At 61.7% G+C, this 14653-nt stretch carries 14 protein-coding genes; 1 reads left to right on the top strand and 13 read right to left on the bottom strand.

From position 1 onward, the window contains the following. Positions 1 to 2 precede the first annotated feature (2 nt). The 4 genes from prmA to aroQ are packed head-to-tail and all read right to left on the bottom strand — an operon-like array spanning position 3 to position 3174. Positions 3 to 881, bottom strand: a complete 879-nt coding sequence (gene prmA, locus PJU76_RS11755; protein WP_271779669.1) for a 50S ribosomal protein L11 methyltransferase — start codon at positions 879 to 881, stop codon at positions 3 to 5. Beyond that, a complete protein-coding gene (accC, locus tag PJU76_RS11750) occupies positions 878 to 2224 on the bottom strand; it encodes an acetyl-CoA carboxylase biotin carboxylase subunit (protein ID WP_215861802.1) in 1347 nt (448 codons plus the stop codon). The genes prmA and accC overlap by 4 nt, the downstream gene beginning before the upstream one ends. After that, positions 2217 to 2693, bottom strand: a complete 477-nt coding sequence (accB, locus tag PJU76_RS11745; RefSeq protein WP_271779668.1) for an acetyl-CoA carboxylase biotin carboxyl carrier protein — start codon at positions 2691 to 2693, stop codon at positions 2217 to 2219. The genes accC and accB overlap by 8 nt, the downstream gene beginning before the upstream one ends. A 19-nt stretch (positions 2694 to 2712) precedes the next feature. Continuing rightward, complete coding sequence (gene aroQ / locus PJU76_RS11740) at positions 2713 to 3174, bottom strand: type II 3-dehydroquinate dehydratase (protein WP_215880029.1); 462 nt, start codon at positions 3172 to 3174, stop codon at positions 2713 to 2715. Between the two features lie 269 nt (positions 3175 to 3443). Between aroQ and PJU76_RS11735 the strand changes: the two genes are divergently transcribed. Next, a complete protein-coding gene (locus tag PJU76_RS11735; RefSeq protein ID WP_271779667.1) occupies positions 3444 to 4301 on the top strand; it encodes a diiron oxygenase in 858 nt (285 codons plus the stop codon). Positions 4302 to 4515: 214 nt separating this feature from the next. Here PJU76_RS11735 and ftsZ read toward each other — a convergent pair whose 3' ends face one another. From ftsZ to murD, 9 genes are read right to left on the bottom strand one after another with little or no spacing between them, the layout of a single operon-like run. Continuing rightward, a complete protein-coding gene (ftsZ, locus tag PJU76_RS11730; protein ID WP_271779666.1) occupies positions 4516 to 5676 on the bottom strand; it encodes a cell division protein FtsZ in 1161 nt (386 codons plus the stop codon). Between the two features lie 58 nt (positions 5677 to 5734). Continuing rightward, a complete protein-coding gene (gene ftsA, locus PJU76_RS11725; RefSeq protein ID WP_215849785.1) occupies positions 5735 to 7003 on the bottom strand; it encodes a cell division protein FtsA in 1269 nt (422 codons plus the stop codon). Between the two features lie 30 nt (positions 7004 to 7033). Continuing rightward, a complete protein-coding gene (locus tag PJU76_RS11720) occupies positions 7034 to 7879 on the bottom strand; it encodes a cell division protein FtsQ/DivIB (protein WP_271779665.1) in 846 nt (281 codons plus the stop codon). Further along, positions 7872 to 8798, bottom strand: a complete 927-nt coding sequence (locus tag PJU76_RS11715; protein ID WP_271779664.1) for a D-alanine--D-alanine ligase — start codon at positions 8796 to 8798, stop codon at positions 7872 to 7874. The genes PJU76_RS11720 and PJU76_RS11715 overlap by 8 nt, the downstream gene beginning before the upstream one ends. Continuing rightward, positions 8791 to 9678, bottom strand: coding sequence for a UDP-N-acetylmuramate dehydrogenase (gene murB / locus PJU76_RS11710; protein ID WP_271779663.1), 888 nt, complete (start codon positions 9676 to 9678; stop codon positions 8791 to 8793). The genes PJU76_RS11715 and murB overlap by 8 nt, the downstream gene beginning before the upstream one ends. Continuing rightward, positions 9675 to 11069, bottom strand: coding sequence for a UDP-N-acetylmuramate--L-alanine ligase (murC, locus tag PJU76_RS11705; protein WP_271779662.1), 1395 nt, complete (start codon positions 11067 to 11069; stop codon positions 9675 to 9677). The genes murB and murC overlap by 4 nt, the downstream gene beginning before the upstream one ends. Then, the gene (murG, locus tag PJU76_RS11700; RefSeq protein WP_271779661.1) at positions 11062 to 12144 is read right to left on the bottom strand and encodes an undecaprenyldiphospho-muramoylpentapeptide beta-N-acetylglucosaminyltransferase; all 1083 of its coding nucleotides are present in this window, start codon (positions 12142 to 12144) and stop codon (positions 11062 to 11064) included. Before murG ends, murC begins: the two co-directional genes overlap by 8 nt. Beyond that, entirely contained in the window at positions 12137 to 13309 is a 1173-nt protein-coding gene (gene ftsW / locus PJU76_RS11695) for a putative lipid II flippase FtsW (protein WP_271779660.1), read from the bottom strand. Before ftsW ends, murG begins: the two co-directional genes overlap by 8 nt. Next, complete coding sequence (gene murD / locus PJU76_RS11690; RefSeq protein ID WP_271779659.1) at positions 13306 to 14652, bottom strand: UDP-N-acetylmuramoyl-L-alanine--D-glutamate ligase; 1347 nt, start codon at positions 14650 to 14652, stop codon at positions 13306 to 13308. Before murD ends, ftsW begins: the two co-directional genes overlap by 4 nt. Position 14653 lies beyond the last annotated feature (1 nt).

The raw sequence follows: 14653 nt of genomic DNA, 5'->3' as shown, positions 1-14653 counted from the left end.
GGTCATACTCCGATTTTGCGCTGGCCATAGAGGAGCGACCAGTCTTCTTCGTGTTGCGGGGCGGCGAGATCGAAATAGGGTCTATAGGCGGCGGTAATCTCCGCTTCTTGACGGTGCAGGATGCCGGACAGGGCGATCCAGCCTCCGGGACGGACCGCGTCAGCCAAGGTGACGGCGAGGGCCAACAAGGGGGCCGCCAAAATGTTGGCGACCAGAATGTCGGCCATGGGCAGGCTGGCGTTTTCCGGTAGCGCGAGTTGCAGGCCGGTACTGACACCATTGCTTTCAGCGTTGGCGGCGGCTACCTGCAGCGCAACGGGGTCCGTATCTACGCCGAAGGCATGGTCGACCCCCAGCAGCAGCCCGGCGATGGCCAGGATACCGGAGCCGCAACCGTAATCGATAAGGCTTTCGCCCCCGCGGATGCGCGCGTCCAGGAAACGCAGGCAGAGCGCCGTGGTGGCGTGGGCGCCGGTGCCAAAGGCCTGGCCGGGATCGAGATGCAGCACACGAGTGGCGTCGGCGGGCGCCGCATCCCAACTGGGGGCGATCCAGAGGCGACCGAAGCAGCGTGCCGGGAAAGCAGCCTGCGTCGCCGCCACCCAGTCTTGTTCCTCCAGCGGCGTGAATTGTACTGCGAATTGCTGCCAGTCATTGTCTCTGACCAGTCTTTGCAGAATCGCTTCATTATGGTCGTCGGCAGGAAACAATGCCTGGCACTGGCTGTTCTGCCAGATCAGGCCTTCATCGAACACGGCTTCACTATCATCGCCCTCAAGAAAGGTGACGGCTTCTGCCCCGGCATCCAGCAATCGCGCCTCGATGGCTGCCGCGGCTGCCGCGGGGACACGCATGTCGAGCTGCCACCAGGCAATCTTCATAGGTCGAGCAAGGCCTCCAGATAGTGGATGTGCACCCCGCCTGCGGCGTACTGGGCCTCTTCCAGGATACGCCGGTGCAGGGGGATATTGGTCTGGATACCCTCAATGGTGGTCTCGCGCAGGGCGCTGCGCATACGCATATTGGCCTCCTCGCGGTTGCCTCCGAACGCGATGATTTTGCCGATCATGGAGTCATAGAAGGGTGGCACGCGATAACCCGCATAAATGTGACTGTCGACCCGGATGCCTGGCCCGCCGGGCGGGTGCCAGGCGGTGATTTGTCCAGGAGAGGGTACGAAACGCTCCGGGTCTTCGGCATTGATGCGGCATTCGATGGCGTGACCGCTGAGTACGACATCTTCCTGCCGAATCCCAAGAGGCAGGCCCGCTGCAATGCGGATCTGAGCCTTGATGATGTCGATGCCGGTAATCAGCTCCGTGACCGGGTGCTCGACCTGCACGCGTGTATTCATTTCAATGAAGTAGAAGGTCTGGCTGCCCGGATCGTAGAGGAACTCGATCGTGCCGGCGCCCCGATAGCCCATATCCTCGCAGGCCCTGACTACCGAAGCGCCGATTTCAGCCCGCTGGGCGGCGCTGATGCCGGGAGCGGGGGCTTCTTCGATCACTTTTTGATGGCGGCGCTGCACCGAGCAGTCCCGTTCGCCCAGATGAACGCAATGGCCATGGGCATCGCAGAGTATCTGAAACTCGATATGGCGCGGCGTCTCCAGGAATTTTTCCATGTACAGGGTGGGGTTGCCGAAAGCCTTGCCCGCCTCTGCGCGGGTCAGATTGGCGGCGTTGATAAGGTGCGCCTCCGTATGCACTACCCGCATACCGCGCCCACCACCACCACCAGCGGCCTTGAGAATGACGGGGTAACCGATCTCGCGGGCAATGGTTTTGAGGGTTTCATTATCGTCGGGCAAAGCTCCGTCGGAGCCCGGCACACAGGGCACTCCGGCCTTCTTCATGGCCGCCTTGGCGGCAATTTTGTCGCCCATCAGACGGATGGTTTCGGCACGCGGGCCGATAAAGGCGAAGCCACTTTTTTCGATCCGCTCGGCGAAGTCAGCATTTTCCGAAAGGAAGCCGTAGCCGGGATGAATGGCTTCGGCATCCGTTACCTCGGCGGCCGCAATCACGGCGGGAATATTCAGATAGCTTTTGTCGCTGGGCGCCGGACCGATACACACCGACTCGTCGGCGAGTTTGACATGCAGAAGATCGCGATCAGGCTCGGAGTGGACGGCGACGGTGCGGATGCCCAGTTCGCGGCAGGCGCGCTGAATACGCAGGGCAATCTCGCCGCGGTTGGCAATGAGGATTTTTTCAAACATCTCCATTCTCGGGAGCAATGATGAACAGGGGTTCACCGTATTCGACGGGTTGGCCATTGCTGGCGAGGACCTTGATTACTTTTCCGGAGATGTCGGCTTCAATTTCGTTGAGCAACTTCATGGCTTCGATAATGCAGAGGGTCTGACCCGCCTTGATAATGCTGCCTTCTTCCACAAAGGGCGAGGCTTCGGGGGAGGCGGCGCGGTAAAAGGTGCCAACCATGGGCGATTTAATCGTGGAGCCTTGAGGCGGCTGCTCAACAGCGGCGAACGTGGTCGCTACCGGTGCAGCGGTGGGCATTGCCGCAGCACCTGCCATTGGCGGAGTGCAGGTAACGGTCGGTGCCGTATGCGCAGGCGCGACGTGCCGGGTGATTCGGACTTTGTTATCGCCCTCGACCACTTCTATTTCATCAATGGCACTTTTTTCCAGCAGCTCGGCCAGGCGGCGGATGAATTGGATATCCATGCTCTTTCCTTGGTATCAGTTATGAGTTGTTGCGCTTCAAGCGCCGATGAATGGCATCCAGCGCCAGGAAATATCCATCCGCACCGAGTCCCGCGACGACGCCTTGGGCGAGATCGGAGAAATAGGAGTGTTGGCGGAACGGTTCCCGTGCATGGATGTTGGACAAATGCACTTCAATAAAGGGAATCTGGACAGCGGCCAGAGCATCGCGCAGGGCGACGCTGGTGTGGGTGAAGGCCGCGGGGTTGATGATGATGTATGTAACGCCCTGACGGGCCGCTTCCTGAACGGCATCGATCAGTATGTGTTCGGCGTTGCTCTGCAGGCTGCGCAGTCGCCAGCCCCATCCCTGCGCGCGCGTCTGCAGCCCGACCTCGATCTCAGCGAGGGTAGCCCGCCCATAATGGTCGGGCTCACGGCTACCCAGCAGGTTCAGGTTCGGTCCATGCAGTACAAGGATATGAGGAGATGATCCAGTCATGGCTTCCGCGTAACGCTAAGTATATCCGTAAAGTCTGCCGCAAATGGCCGGATAAATCTAGGTCATTCGTGCCTGGGGCGGCGGCCAGGGGAAATAAATGGGGTCATCGCCCAAGGCGGGGATTTGGCGTAGAATACGGCGGGTGTATGTGAAGCTTCGCGGATTTTGCCGCAATGCCTGGGGGCGGCGCGCAATTTTCGTCAAATGGGTGGAAAGACTGAGATGTCCAGGCCCCATTATTGAAAACGCCAGAGAGAGGTGTGTTTGTTATGTTATACCCTGAGTTGTTCAAATCGCTGGAGGCCGCACGCTGGAACATGGCTACGGATATTCCCTGGGAGCAGTTTGACCGTGATCTGGTGAGCGATGAGCAATTGCGCACGATCAAGATGAACGCGGTCACCGAGTGGTCCGCACTTCCGGCGACGGAGATGTTTCTCCGGGACAACCGGAATGACTCCGATTTCTCGGCTTTCATGTCCATCTGGTTCTATGAAGAGCAGAAGCATGCCTTGGTGCTCATGGAATATTTGCGCCGCTTCGCGCCGGAGTATCTGCCGACAGAAGAAGAGTTGCACAACGTGCGTTTTGAATTTGATCCAGCCCCGGCGATGGAGACGCTCATGCTCCATTTTTGTGGCGAAATTCGTCTGACGCATTGGTACAAATGCGCGGCACAGTGGCATAGCGAACCGGTGATTCGCGCGATTTACGAGGTGCTTTCCAAGGATGAGGCTCGGCACGCAGGTATTTACCTTAAATATATGCGGCGTGCTATTGATCGTCTTGGGGATACCGCACGCCTGGCCTTTGCCAAGATTGGCGTGCTCATGGCTAACACCAAGACGGCGAAGGCATTGCATCCCACCAATCTCCATGTCAATAAGGCCATGTACCCCGAAGACAGTGTGCAAAGCCATTTGCCGGACCCGGGCTGGCTGGAGCAATGGCTGGATACCCAGATTCATTTCGATGTGATCTGGGAGGGTAAGGTAGTCAATGGCATTTTGCGTAATCTTTCCGCTTTGCTCGAAACGCCCATTCAGAGTGCCAAGGATCTCAGTCGTTACCGCAAGGCGATGAGCGCTGTCGCCCAGGACTCTTCTGGGCACATGGTGGTGGGCTAACCACACTGTAGTGCCTTGGCGACAGGGGCCGTGTTGCCGGATCTATAGAGAAAAACGACGGAATATCCGTGGCGGACCCTTACCCTGGATGCCCGATTGCTGGCGGATGCAGACGAACTGGTGCGCCCGGCAGCGGCTAAGGGGCCGCGGCCGGGCAAAGAACGCTGCCGTCCAGGTCAAGCGCCTTTATCGCGCTGACCTGCCGTTGTCGGCCTTAGTCCGCCTGGCGGCGTAAAAAGGCGGGGATGTCCAGGTCGGCATAGTTTGGGGTGTTATTGCCGCCGCGCGCGGCGGCTACCGAGGCCGCGGGGTGTTCAGCCGCCTGACGCATGCCGGTGGGCTTGTCGAGATTGCGCCAGTCTGCGGCAGTGGCCGGGGCCGGACGGGTGCGAATATTTTCGACCGCCAGACGCACGGGTTCCCGCTGCAGACCGGTGGCGACCACAGTGACCCGCAGCTCCCCTTCCAGTTCTGGATCGAGCACGGTACCGACCTTGACGTTGGCATCATCGGCGGCATAGCCACGAATCAGTTCACCGACCTCTTCAAACTCGCCCAGGGTCAGGTCCATGCCAGCGGTGATGTTGACCAGAATGCCGCGGGCGCCGGAGAGGTTGATGTCATCCAGCAACGGACTGGAAGCAGCGCGGGTGGCCGCGTCCTTGGCGCGGTTTTCGCCGCGACCGCTGGCGGCACCCATCATCGCAAGGCCCATGCCGGACATGATGGTGCGGACATCGGCGAAGTCGAGGTTCATCAGACCGGGGCGGGTGACCAACTCGGCGATGCCCTGCACGGCGCCAAGGAGGATGTTGTCGGCGGCTTGGTAGGCATCCCTGAGGCTGATGTTCTTGCCAAGGACGGACAACAGTTTTTCATTGGGGATGATGACCAGTGAGTCCACGTACTGGGAGAGTTCGTCGATGCCGGAGAGGGCGTGCTGCTGACGTTTCTTGCCCTCAAAGTTGAAGGGCTTGGTGACCACGCCGACGGTAAGGATGCCCATGTCGCGGGCAATGGCCGCCACCACGGGGGCGGCGCCGGTGCCGGTGCCGCCCCCCATGCCGGTGGTGATGAAGACCATGTCGGCCTTCTCTAAAGCTGCGCGGATTTCGTCACGGCCTTCTTCGGCAGCCTTGCGGCCGACTTCCGGATCCGCGCCAGCGCCGAGGCCGCGGGTGATCTGGGCGCCGAGCTGGATGATATGGTTGGCGTGGGAATGGCGTAGCGCCTGGGCATCGGTATTGGCAGTGATGAATTCCACGTCTTCCAGACCCGCTATACACATGTTGTTGATGGCATTACCGCCGCCGCCACCGACGCCGATCACTTTGATGACCGCGCCTTCCTGTTCACATTCATTGAGTTCAAACATGGTCTTTCCTCTTCTTGAAGTCCTGCAAAATGGTGTGCCTCAGCCCTGCAAGCAGAAATTAGCCAAAGCTCGTCTGTACCCAGGAGCGCATCTTGCGAAAAATGCCGCCGAAGCTGGTATCCATATGATTTTCCCGTGCCGCAATAGCCGGGTTCTGTAAAGGCTCTGCCTGGCTTACCACTTGATTGTGGAGACCATACATGACCAGGCCCACCCCCGTGGCATGGCCCGGCGTATGAACGACGGTTTCCATGCCGGGCAAATGCATGGGTTCACCGACGCGCACTGGCAGGTGGAGGATTTCCTCGGCCAGTTCGGCCATACCTTCCAGCTTGCTGGAACCGCCGGTAATGACCACTCCAGCCGCGACCATATCTTCATAGCCGGTGCGCCGCAGCTCAGCCTGGATCAGCTCAAAGAGTTCCTTGATGCGGGGTTCGATGATGTCGCCGAGAATGCGTCGGGATATGGTCCGGGGCGGGCGCGTGCCGACGCTGGGGACGGGGATTTCTTCATCTTGCTCGATGAGGTCACCGAGGGCGCAGCCGTAGAGTTTTTTGATATTTTCCGCGTCGACGGGTGGGGTGCGCAGGCCGAGAGCGATGTCGTTAGTGACCTGATCGCCGGCAATGGGGATGACGGCGGTATGGCGAACGGCGCCATCGCGGAAGATGGCGATATCCGTGGTACCACCGCCGATGTCCACCAGGCAGACACCGAGTTCTTTCTCATCGGCGGTGAGGACAGCATCGGCGGAGGCGAGCTGTTCGAGGACCAGATCCTGTACCTGCAAGCCGCAGCGTTCGACGCATTTGGTGATGTTTTGCGCGGCGCTGACGGCACCGGTGACGATATGCACCCGGGCCTCCAGGCGCACGCCGGACATGCCGACGGGCTCACGGACGCCTTCCTGGCTGTCAATCATGAATTCCTGGGGCAGAATATGAATGACGTTCTGATCCTGTGGAATGACGATGGCACGGGCGGCGTCCATGACCCGGCCAACGTCCTCATGGCTGACTTCCTTGTTCTTGATGGCGACGATGCCGTGGCTGTTATAGCCGCGGATGTGGCCGCCGGCAATGCCGACCACCGCGCCGTGAATCTGCACACCGGCCATCAGTTCCGCTTCCTGCACGGCGCGGGTGATGGCCTGCACGGTGGATTCGATGTCGACGACCACACCCTTTTTGAGGCCTCGGGAGGGATGTTGACCGACGCCGATGATCTCCGCCTCACGACCGCCCCTGGACTGGGCGACGATGCAGGCGACCTTGGAGGTGCCGATGTCCAAACCGACGATGAGTTCAGGATTGCTGCGTTTCATTTCATCTTGCTCCTTCGGATCGGTGATCCGTTACTGACTGCTGATGGTGGCCGCCGCGGGCATGGCGACCGCAAAGCCGTTGGTGTAGCGCAAGTCCATGGTGGCCCCTGGCACGAGGTATTCTTTGACTTGGGGGACAATAGTCACCCACCGTGTTAAAGCGGGAAGGATGTTTTCACTGCCCAGCAGCAGGCGCACCTTATTGCTGAGAATGCAACGCCAGCCGCCGCGTTGATCTTCTTGCAAATCCAGCACCTTGACGCCCAGAGGGGTGAGGATCTGATTGAATTTGGCCATCTGTGAAATCAGTCTGGCACCGCTATCCGCCGGTCCTTCGAGATTCGTCAGATTATCGGGGACCTGACTGGGAGGAACACTGAACACCTGACCTTGGGCATTCACCATTTGTCCGGTGCCGCCCAGCCAGCGGGCCACGGGCACTTCGGGTTTGATATCGATCTGCAAGCGATTGGGCCAGACCCTGCGGACTTCGGTATCGGCGACCCAAGGCAGTGCATCGAGGGCATTGCGTACCTGCTTCGGGTTTACCCAGAGAAAACCCTGAGCAATGTAAGGTTTGAGGATGGTATTGACCGTGGGCAGCGGAATTCTCGCGGAGCTGCCGATAATGGTCAGGGTGCTGATGGGCATGAACTGTGGTTCGCGCACCCAGTTCCAGCCCATCCAGCCCCCCCAGGCGAGGGCACTGAGACCGACGCCGCCGATCAGCATGCGACCGTAAAGTCGCCATGAGATGGGTTGGTGTGCTTTGGGTGGAGCCGCCGCTTCGGCCTTGCGTTTGGGCGGCTCCTTGATGGTGGCGGCAGGCCGCTGCGGGTTCCGCCCATGGCGGTAATCGCGCATGACGCTAACCATGTTTCACTCTCCTCTGCGCAGTACGCAGTATGGCGTTGCATAATTCCGGGAAATCCATGCCGATCGCTTGGGCGGCCATGGGGACCAGGCTGTGGCTGGTCATGCCGGGTACACTGTTCACTTCCAGCAGATGGGCCTGGCCGCCGCCGCTGATCATGAAGTCGACCCGTCCCCAGTCGCGACCGCCCAGTTCGGCAAAAGCCTTGAGCGCAAGTGTCTGCAACTGCTGATCCAGTGTGGCGCCGAGGCCGGAGGGCAAGAGGTAGCGGGTATCGTCGGCGAGATACTTGGCGGTGTAGTCGTAGAAGGCGCGGGGTGTTTCGATGACAATGGGCGGCAGTGCGCGGCCGTCGAGGATGCCAACGGTGGCTTCGTGGCCGATGACGGCGCCCTCGCAGAGGACTTCGTCTTCAATCGCAAAGGCGCTCTGCAAGGCCGCATCCAGTTCTGCCGGACCCGTAACTTTGCTGACGCCAAGGCTGGAACCGCCGTGGTTCGGCTTGATGTACAGGGACCAACCGAAGCGGGCGCCGAGATCAGGTACATTCTCGCCGCGGCGCAGCAGGATGCCGTCGGTCACCGGTAAACCGGCTGCCCGCCAGAGCTGCTTGCAGCGCCATTTATCCATGGCGAGGGCGGAAGCGAGGATGCCGCTGCCGGTATAGGGTATGTCGAGAGTCTCCAGACAGGCCTGCAACAGGCCGTCTTCGCCTACCGCGCCATGGCAGACGTTGAAGACGATGTGCGCCTTGCTGTCTGCCACTTGCTGCTGAAGGATGGACGGCTGGATGTCAATGCCGACGGCATCCAGGCCCAATCCCCGCAGCGCCTGCAATACGGCGCGACCGCTGTCGAGGGAAACTTCGCGCTCGCCGGAGGGACCCCCATAAAGTACGGCTATGCGGAGCAAATCAGACATCGGCCACCTCCCCGATAACGCGCATCTCCGGCTGGAGTTCGATACCAAAGCGGCTGAAAACCTCTTGTTGCACGTTGGCCACCAGTGCTTCAATCTCCTCGGCGCGGGCAGCACCGCGATTGATGATGAAATTGGCGTGCTGGATACTTACTTCGGCATCGCCATAGCGTATGCCCTTGAGTTCCGCCGCTTCGATGAGCCGGGCGGCATGATCGCCGGGTGGGTTGCGGAAGACGGAACCGCAGCTCGGCCATTCCAGAGGCTGGGTGGCGGCGCGGCGTTCTTGCCAGGTACGCAGGCGCTGCATGACGGTGTCGCGGTCTTCGGGGGTCAGGCGTAATCCTGCAGCGACGAAGCAGGCCGCGCCCTGACCCAGAACTTCCCGGTAACCAATCTGAAACTCGGCGCGAGACAGGCGTTGCAGTTGGCCATCGGGATGTAATATCTCGACCCATTCCACCAGGCTCCAGGTGTCGCCACCGTGGGCGCCGGCATTCATACTGAGACAGCCGCCCAGGGTGCCGGGAATGCCGGCCAGAAATTCGGCGCCGGCGAGCCCGGCCTTGGCGGCGAAATGGGCGATCTTCACTGCGCCCGCGCCCGCTCCGGCACGGACCAGGCCGGACGCGTCGAGGGTGATTTCATCCAGGGTGTTGGCGAGGCAAATGACGGTGCCGCGCAGGCCGCCATCGCGCACCAGCACGTTGCTGCCCAGCCCGAGCCAGGTGAGGGGGGCGACGGCGAAACCCTGCAGGAAAGCCTGCAGATCTTCCAGCGTGCCGGGCAGATAGAAACGATCGGCCGGACCGCCGACCCGCCAGCTGGTGTGGCGGTGCATGGGTTCTCCCAAGCGTAGACGACCCCCGATGGCGGGCATCATGCGGGATCCTCCGCGAAGACCTGGGACCATTGCGCCGCCAGACTGGCGATGCTGCCCGCGCCGAGGGTCAGCAGTACGGCCCCGGCGGGGAGTTCGGCGCGGATGTGTCGCGGCGCCGTGAGTAAATCAGGCAGGAAGCGGACAGACACCCCTTGCGCGGCCATGGCCGTAGCGAGGGCGCGGCTGCTGACGCCGGGCAAGGCCTTTTCACCAGCACTGTAAATGTCCGTCAGGATCACCCGATCCGCCGCCGCCAGACTGCTGACGAAATCACCGAAGAGTGCTTGCGTGCGGCTGTGGCGATGGGGCTGAAAGGCCACCACCAGCGGTCGCTCCGGCCATACGGAGCGGGCTGCGGCGATAGTGGCGGCGATTTCCCGGGGGTGATGGCCGTAATCATCCACCACGGTGATTCCGTCGAATGTACCGACCAGCTCAAAGCGGCGGCCGACCCCACGGAAGTCGGCCAGAGCGTTGGCAATAGTGGATTCCTGTATGCCCACCTTGCTGGCGATGCCGATGGCGGCAAGGGCATTGAGGACGTTGTGGCGGCCGGGGATGCCCAGTTCTACGTCCAGCCAGTGGACATAGTCGCTGTCCACCCGCCGCCACACGGCGAAGCGACTGCCGATGCCGTGCACGGCGACATCGCGCGCTTGTAAATCCACATCGTCACCGAAGCCGTAGCGCAGTACGGGGGTGCGCAATTCGGGGATGAGGCCGGCGACCATGGGTTCATCGGTGCAGAGGACGGCGAGGCCGTAGAAGGGCAGACGCTGGAGAAATTGCAGGAAGGCGCCGCGCAGATTATCGAGGCTGTCGCCGTAGGTTTCCATGTGATCGGCGTCGATGTTGGTGACGACGGCCATGACGGGCGAGAGATAGAGGAAGGATGCATCAGATTCGTCCGCTTCTGCCACCAGATATTCGCCACTGCCGAGGGCGGCATGGGTGCCCGCGCTCTTCAAGCGGCCGCCGATGACGAAGGTGGGGTCCAGTCCGCCAGCGCCGAGAATACTGGCCACCAGGCTCGTGGTGGTGGTCTTGCCGTGGGTGCCGGCGATGGCGATGCCCTGCTTGAAGCGCATCAACTCCGCCAGCATCTCGGCGCGGCGGATGACGGGGATGCGCAGTTCGCGGGCGGCTTGCACCTCTGGATTGCTTTCGGGAACGGCCGAAGAAATCACGACCACATCCGCGCCGCGCACATTGGCCGCTTCGTGGCCGCTGAAAATCCGCGCCCCTAAGTCCGTCAGACGCAGAGTGGAACTGCCGGGATGTAAGTCGGAGCCGGAGACGGCATAGCCGAGATTCAACAGCACTTCGGCGATGCCGCGCATGCCGCTGCCGCCGATGCCGACCATGTGGATTTGGCGGACCCAGTTACGCATTGTTGCCTCCGTCATATTCTACGCACGCTGTCGCAACGGTGGCGGCGGCGTCGCCCTTGGCCTGCGCGCGCGCGGCTTCTGCCCAGCGCAGGCGGAGTGCGGCGTCGGTCAGCAAGGGGTTCAACACGTCGCGCAATTGTATGGCGTCCAGTCCTTCCTGACGCAGCATCCTGGCCGCACCGGCCTCCTCCAGAAAACGGGCGTTGGCGGCCTGATGGTCGTCCACCGCGAAGGGAAAGGGGATCAGGACGGCGCCGAGACCAGCGGCGGCGAGTTCGGCGATGGTGGCGGCGCCGGCGCGGCAGAGGGCGAGGTCGGCCCAACCCAGCGCCGCGGCCATATCCTCTATAAAGGGTTCTACCCGAGCGTCAAGGCCCGCCTGCGTGTAAGCCGCCTGCGTGCTTTCCACGTGATCCTTACCTGTCTGGTGCCAGATGGCAGGGCGCTCGGCAGCGGTCATGCCGCTCAACGCGGCGACACTGACTTCGTTGAGCACCTTGGCGCCCTGACTGCCGCCCATGATGAGCAGGTGCGCCGGCCCTTTACGGCTGTGGAAGCGTTCCTGCGGTGTCGGCAAGGCGCGAATAGCCGCGCGCACCGGATTTCCCACCCACTCACCGCGGGTCAGACGGGTGCCGGGAAAGCCGAGAAAAATACGCCTGGCCAGTGGGGCCAGCAAACGATTGCTGAGCCCGGCGATGGCATTTTGTTCATGCAGGCAGAGTGGGCGTCCCAGAGTCCAGGCGGCGATGCCGACGGGTGCGGCGACGTAACCGCCCATGCCCAGGACCACGTGGCTCCGGGTCCGCCGCAAAATCTGCCGGGCCTGGAGGATGGCCTTGCTCACCCGCCAGGGTGCACGCAACCAGCGCCCCATGCCTTTGCCGCGCAGGCCCTGCATGTCCAGGGTATACAGCGGGTAGCCGCGTTCCGGCACCAGGCGTGCTTCCATCCCGGCAGCCGTTCCCGCAAAAGCGACCTCCACGCCCCGGGCGCGCAGTGCGTCGGCGACCGCCAGGGCCGGGAAGACATGGCCGCCAGTGCCGCCGGCTGCGATCAGGACGCTGTCAGCCATTCTGGAGTTCCTCCCGGACGACGATTTTGCTTTTGGGCACAGCCGGATAACGGCGGCTGACGCCGAGGACGACACCCAGGGCTGCGCAGAGGAAGACCAGGGCGCTGCCGCCGTAACTGATCAGCGGCAGGGCAAAACCTTTGGTCGGCAGAGCGCCAAGATTCACGCCCATGGACATAACCGCCTCGCCCCCAAACCAGGTCAGCGTGCCGTAACAGAAAAGAGCGAAGAAGGCATCACCGGCCGCCGCGGCACGGCGGCCGACGCGGTAGATCCGCCAGCAGGCGATGCCATAGAGAATCGTCAGGGACCACACCCCGATCATGCCGAGCTCTTCGCCGATCACCGCCAGAATGAAGTCGGTATAGGACTCGGGCAGGTAGAAATATTTCATTACCCCGTCGCCCAGACCGACTCCGAAGAGACCGCCACGCCCAAAGGCAATGAGAGATTGCACCAACTGGAATCCGGCCCCGTAAGGATCTGCCCAGGGGTTTTGGAAGGTCGTGATGCGGGCCAGGCGATAAGGCGCTGATATGGCCAGGATTCCGAGCGCGCTACCCGATACGGCGCCGGCCAGGATGACGTAACCCAAGGGCAGGCCGCCCAGAAAGAGCATCACTCCGGTGAGGAGCACCACCATCGCGTAAGAGCCGAAATCCGGTTGCAGGAGCAGGAGCACACCCAGCAGACCGAGCACCACAAAAATCGGCCAGAGCCCCTCTTTGAAACGGCCCAGCAACTCCCCCTTACGTACCACGTAGCGGGCGAGGAAAAGCAGCAAGGCAAATTTCAGCAACTCGGAAGGCTGCAGGCGGACAATGAGGAAGTTGATCCAGCGATGGGAGCCATTCACCGATACGCCGACAAATGGTATAAAAACAATAAGTAGGGCGATGATGGAAAGGCCCATCAGCGGGAAAGTGATGCGCTCCCAGAAATCCAGATCAATGCGGCTGGCGTAATAGAGTATCGCAGCGGCAAAAATGCCGTAGAGGCCCTGCCGCTCGGCAAAGAAGAAAGGATTGCCGGTCTCGTGCTGGGCGATGGGCGCGCTGGCGGAGTAGACCATGATGAAGCCGAAGCCGAGCAAGGTCAGAATGACCCACCAGAGAACATAATCGGCAGGGCCGTCTTCCGCTAACCACCAACTTGGCCTGGTCATGCCACTCTCCCCGTCACGGTCTGCACGGCTGCGGCAAACTGACGGCCGCGATCCTGATAATCGATGAACATGTCCGTGCTGGCACAGGCAGGTGAGAGCAGTACCTGGTCGCCACTCCGCGCCATCTCCGCTGCCGCCTGTACCGCCGCTGGCATGCTGTCGGCGGCTTGCACCGGTAACACGTCAGTCAGCAGCGCGGCTATTTGCGGGCCATCCTTACCAAGGACGACGGCCCCCCGTTGACCGCGACAGGCTTCCCGCAGCGGACTCAGGTCGGCCCCTTTGGCATCGCCGCCCAGGATCATCACCAGGGGTCCCGGCAAGCCGGACATGGCTTTGAGGGTGGCGCCCAAATTGGTGCCCTTGGAGTCGTCGTAGTAGTTCACCCCGTTCACCTCAGCAATCCAGGCGAGGCGGTGGGGCAAACCGGAGAAATTGCGCAAGGCCTGCCGAATGGCGGTAAGTGGGATATCCACGGCGCGCGCGAGCAATGCCGCCGCCAACGCATTTTCGGTGTTATGCCCACCGCGCAGCAGGAGTTGATCCAAAGCCAGCAACGCACCGTCGGCGCGCAGGCAGAGCTGACCATCGGCGGTATAGGCGTCGCGATCGCCTGCCCGTCCAAAGAACCGCAGTTGCACTCCTGCCGGAACCTGAGCGGGGAGGGCGGCGGTAAAGGTGTCTTCGGCATTCAGTACCAGGGTATTCCCCGCCCCCATCGCCTGGAAAATGCGCACCTTGGCGGCACCATAGGCCGTATAATCGCCGTGCCAATCCAGATGGTCGGGGCTCAGGTTGAGGATGGCGGCGGCGCGTGGGCGAAAATGTTGGCAGGCAGCGAGCTGAAAGCTGGACAGTTCCAGGACATAGAGCTCCGGCTCGGGACCCGTTTCCGGCAAAAGGTCGAGGGCGGGGACGCCGAGGTTGCCACCGACGGCGGCGCGTAGTCCGGCGGCTTGTGCCATCTCGCCAAGCAAAGTGGTGACCGTGCTTTTGCCATTGCTGCCGGTGATGGCGACGATGGACGTCCGGGCGATACGGCCGAAAAGTTCGATATCGCCGATGATCTCTATGCCCGCTTGTCTGGCGCGGCGCAAGGCGGGCAATGTCGGCATCAGTCCTGGGCTGAGCAGAATGATATCCGCACCCAGGAACAGGTCTTCGGGAAGATCGCCAAAATGGAAATCAACGTCTGGGTAACGTTGCCGCAAATTGGCGGCGTCTTCTAGCCGGCGCGTGTCCGCGACCTGGCAACGGGCACCCAGGCGCAGGGCGGTGCGCAAGAGGGAATGTCCCGTCTTGCCCATGCCGACGATGTATGCCTTTTTGCCGTTGAGATCCATG

Source organism: Acidithiobacillus ferriphilus (assembly GCF_028215975.1).
GTDB lineage: Bacteria > Pseudomonadota > Gammaproteobacteria > Acidithiobacillales > Acidithiobacillaceae > Acidithiobacillus > Acidithiobacillus ferriphilus.
This window is presented reverse-complemented; position numbering and strand designations above follow the sequence as displayed.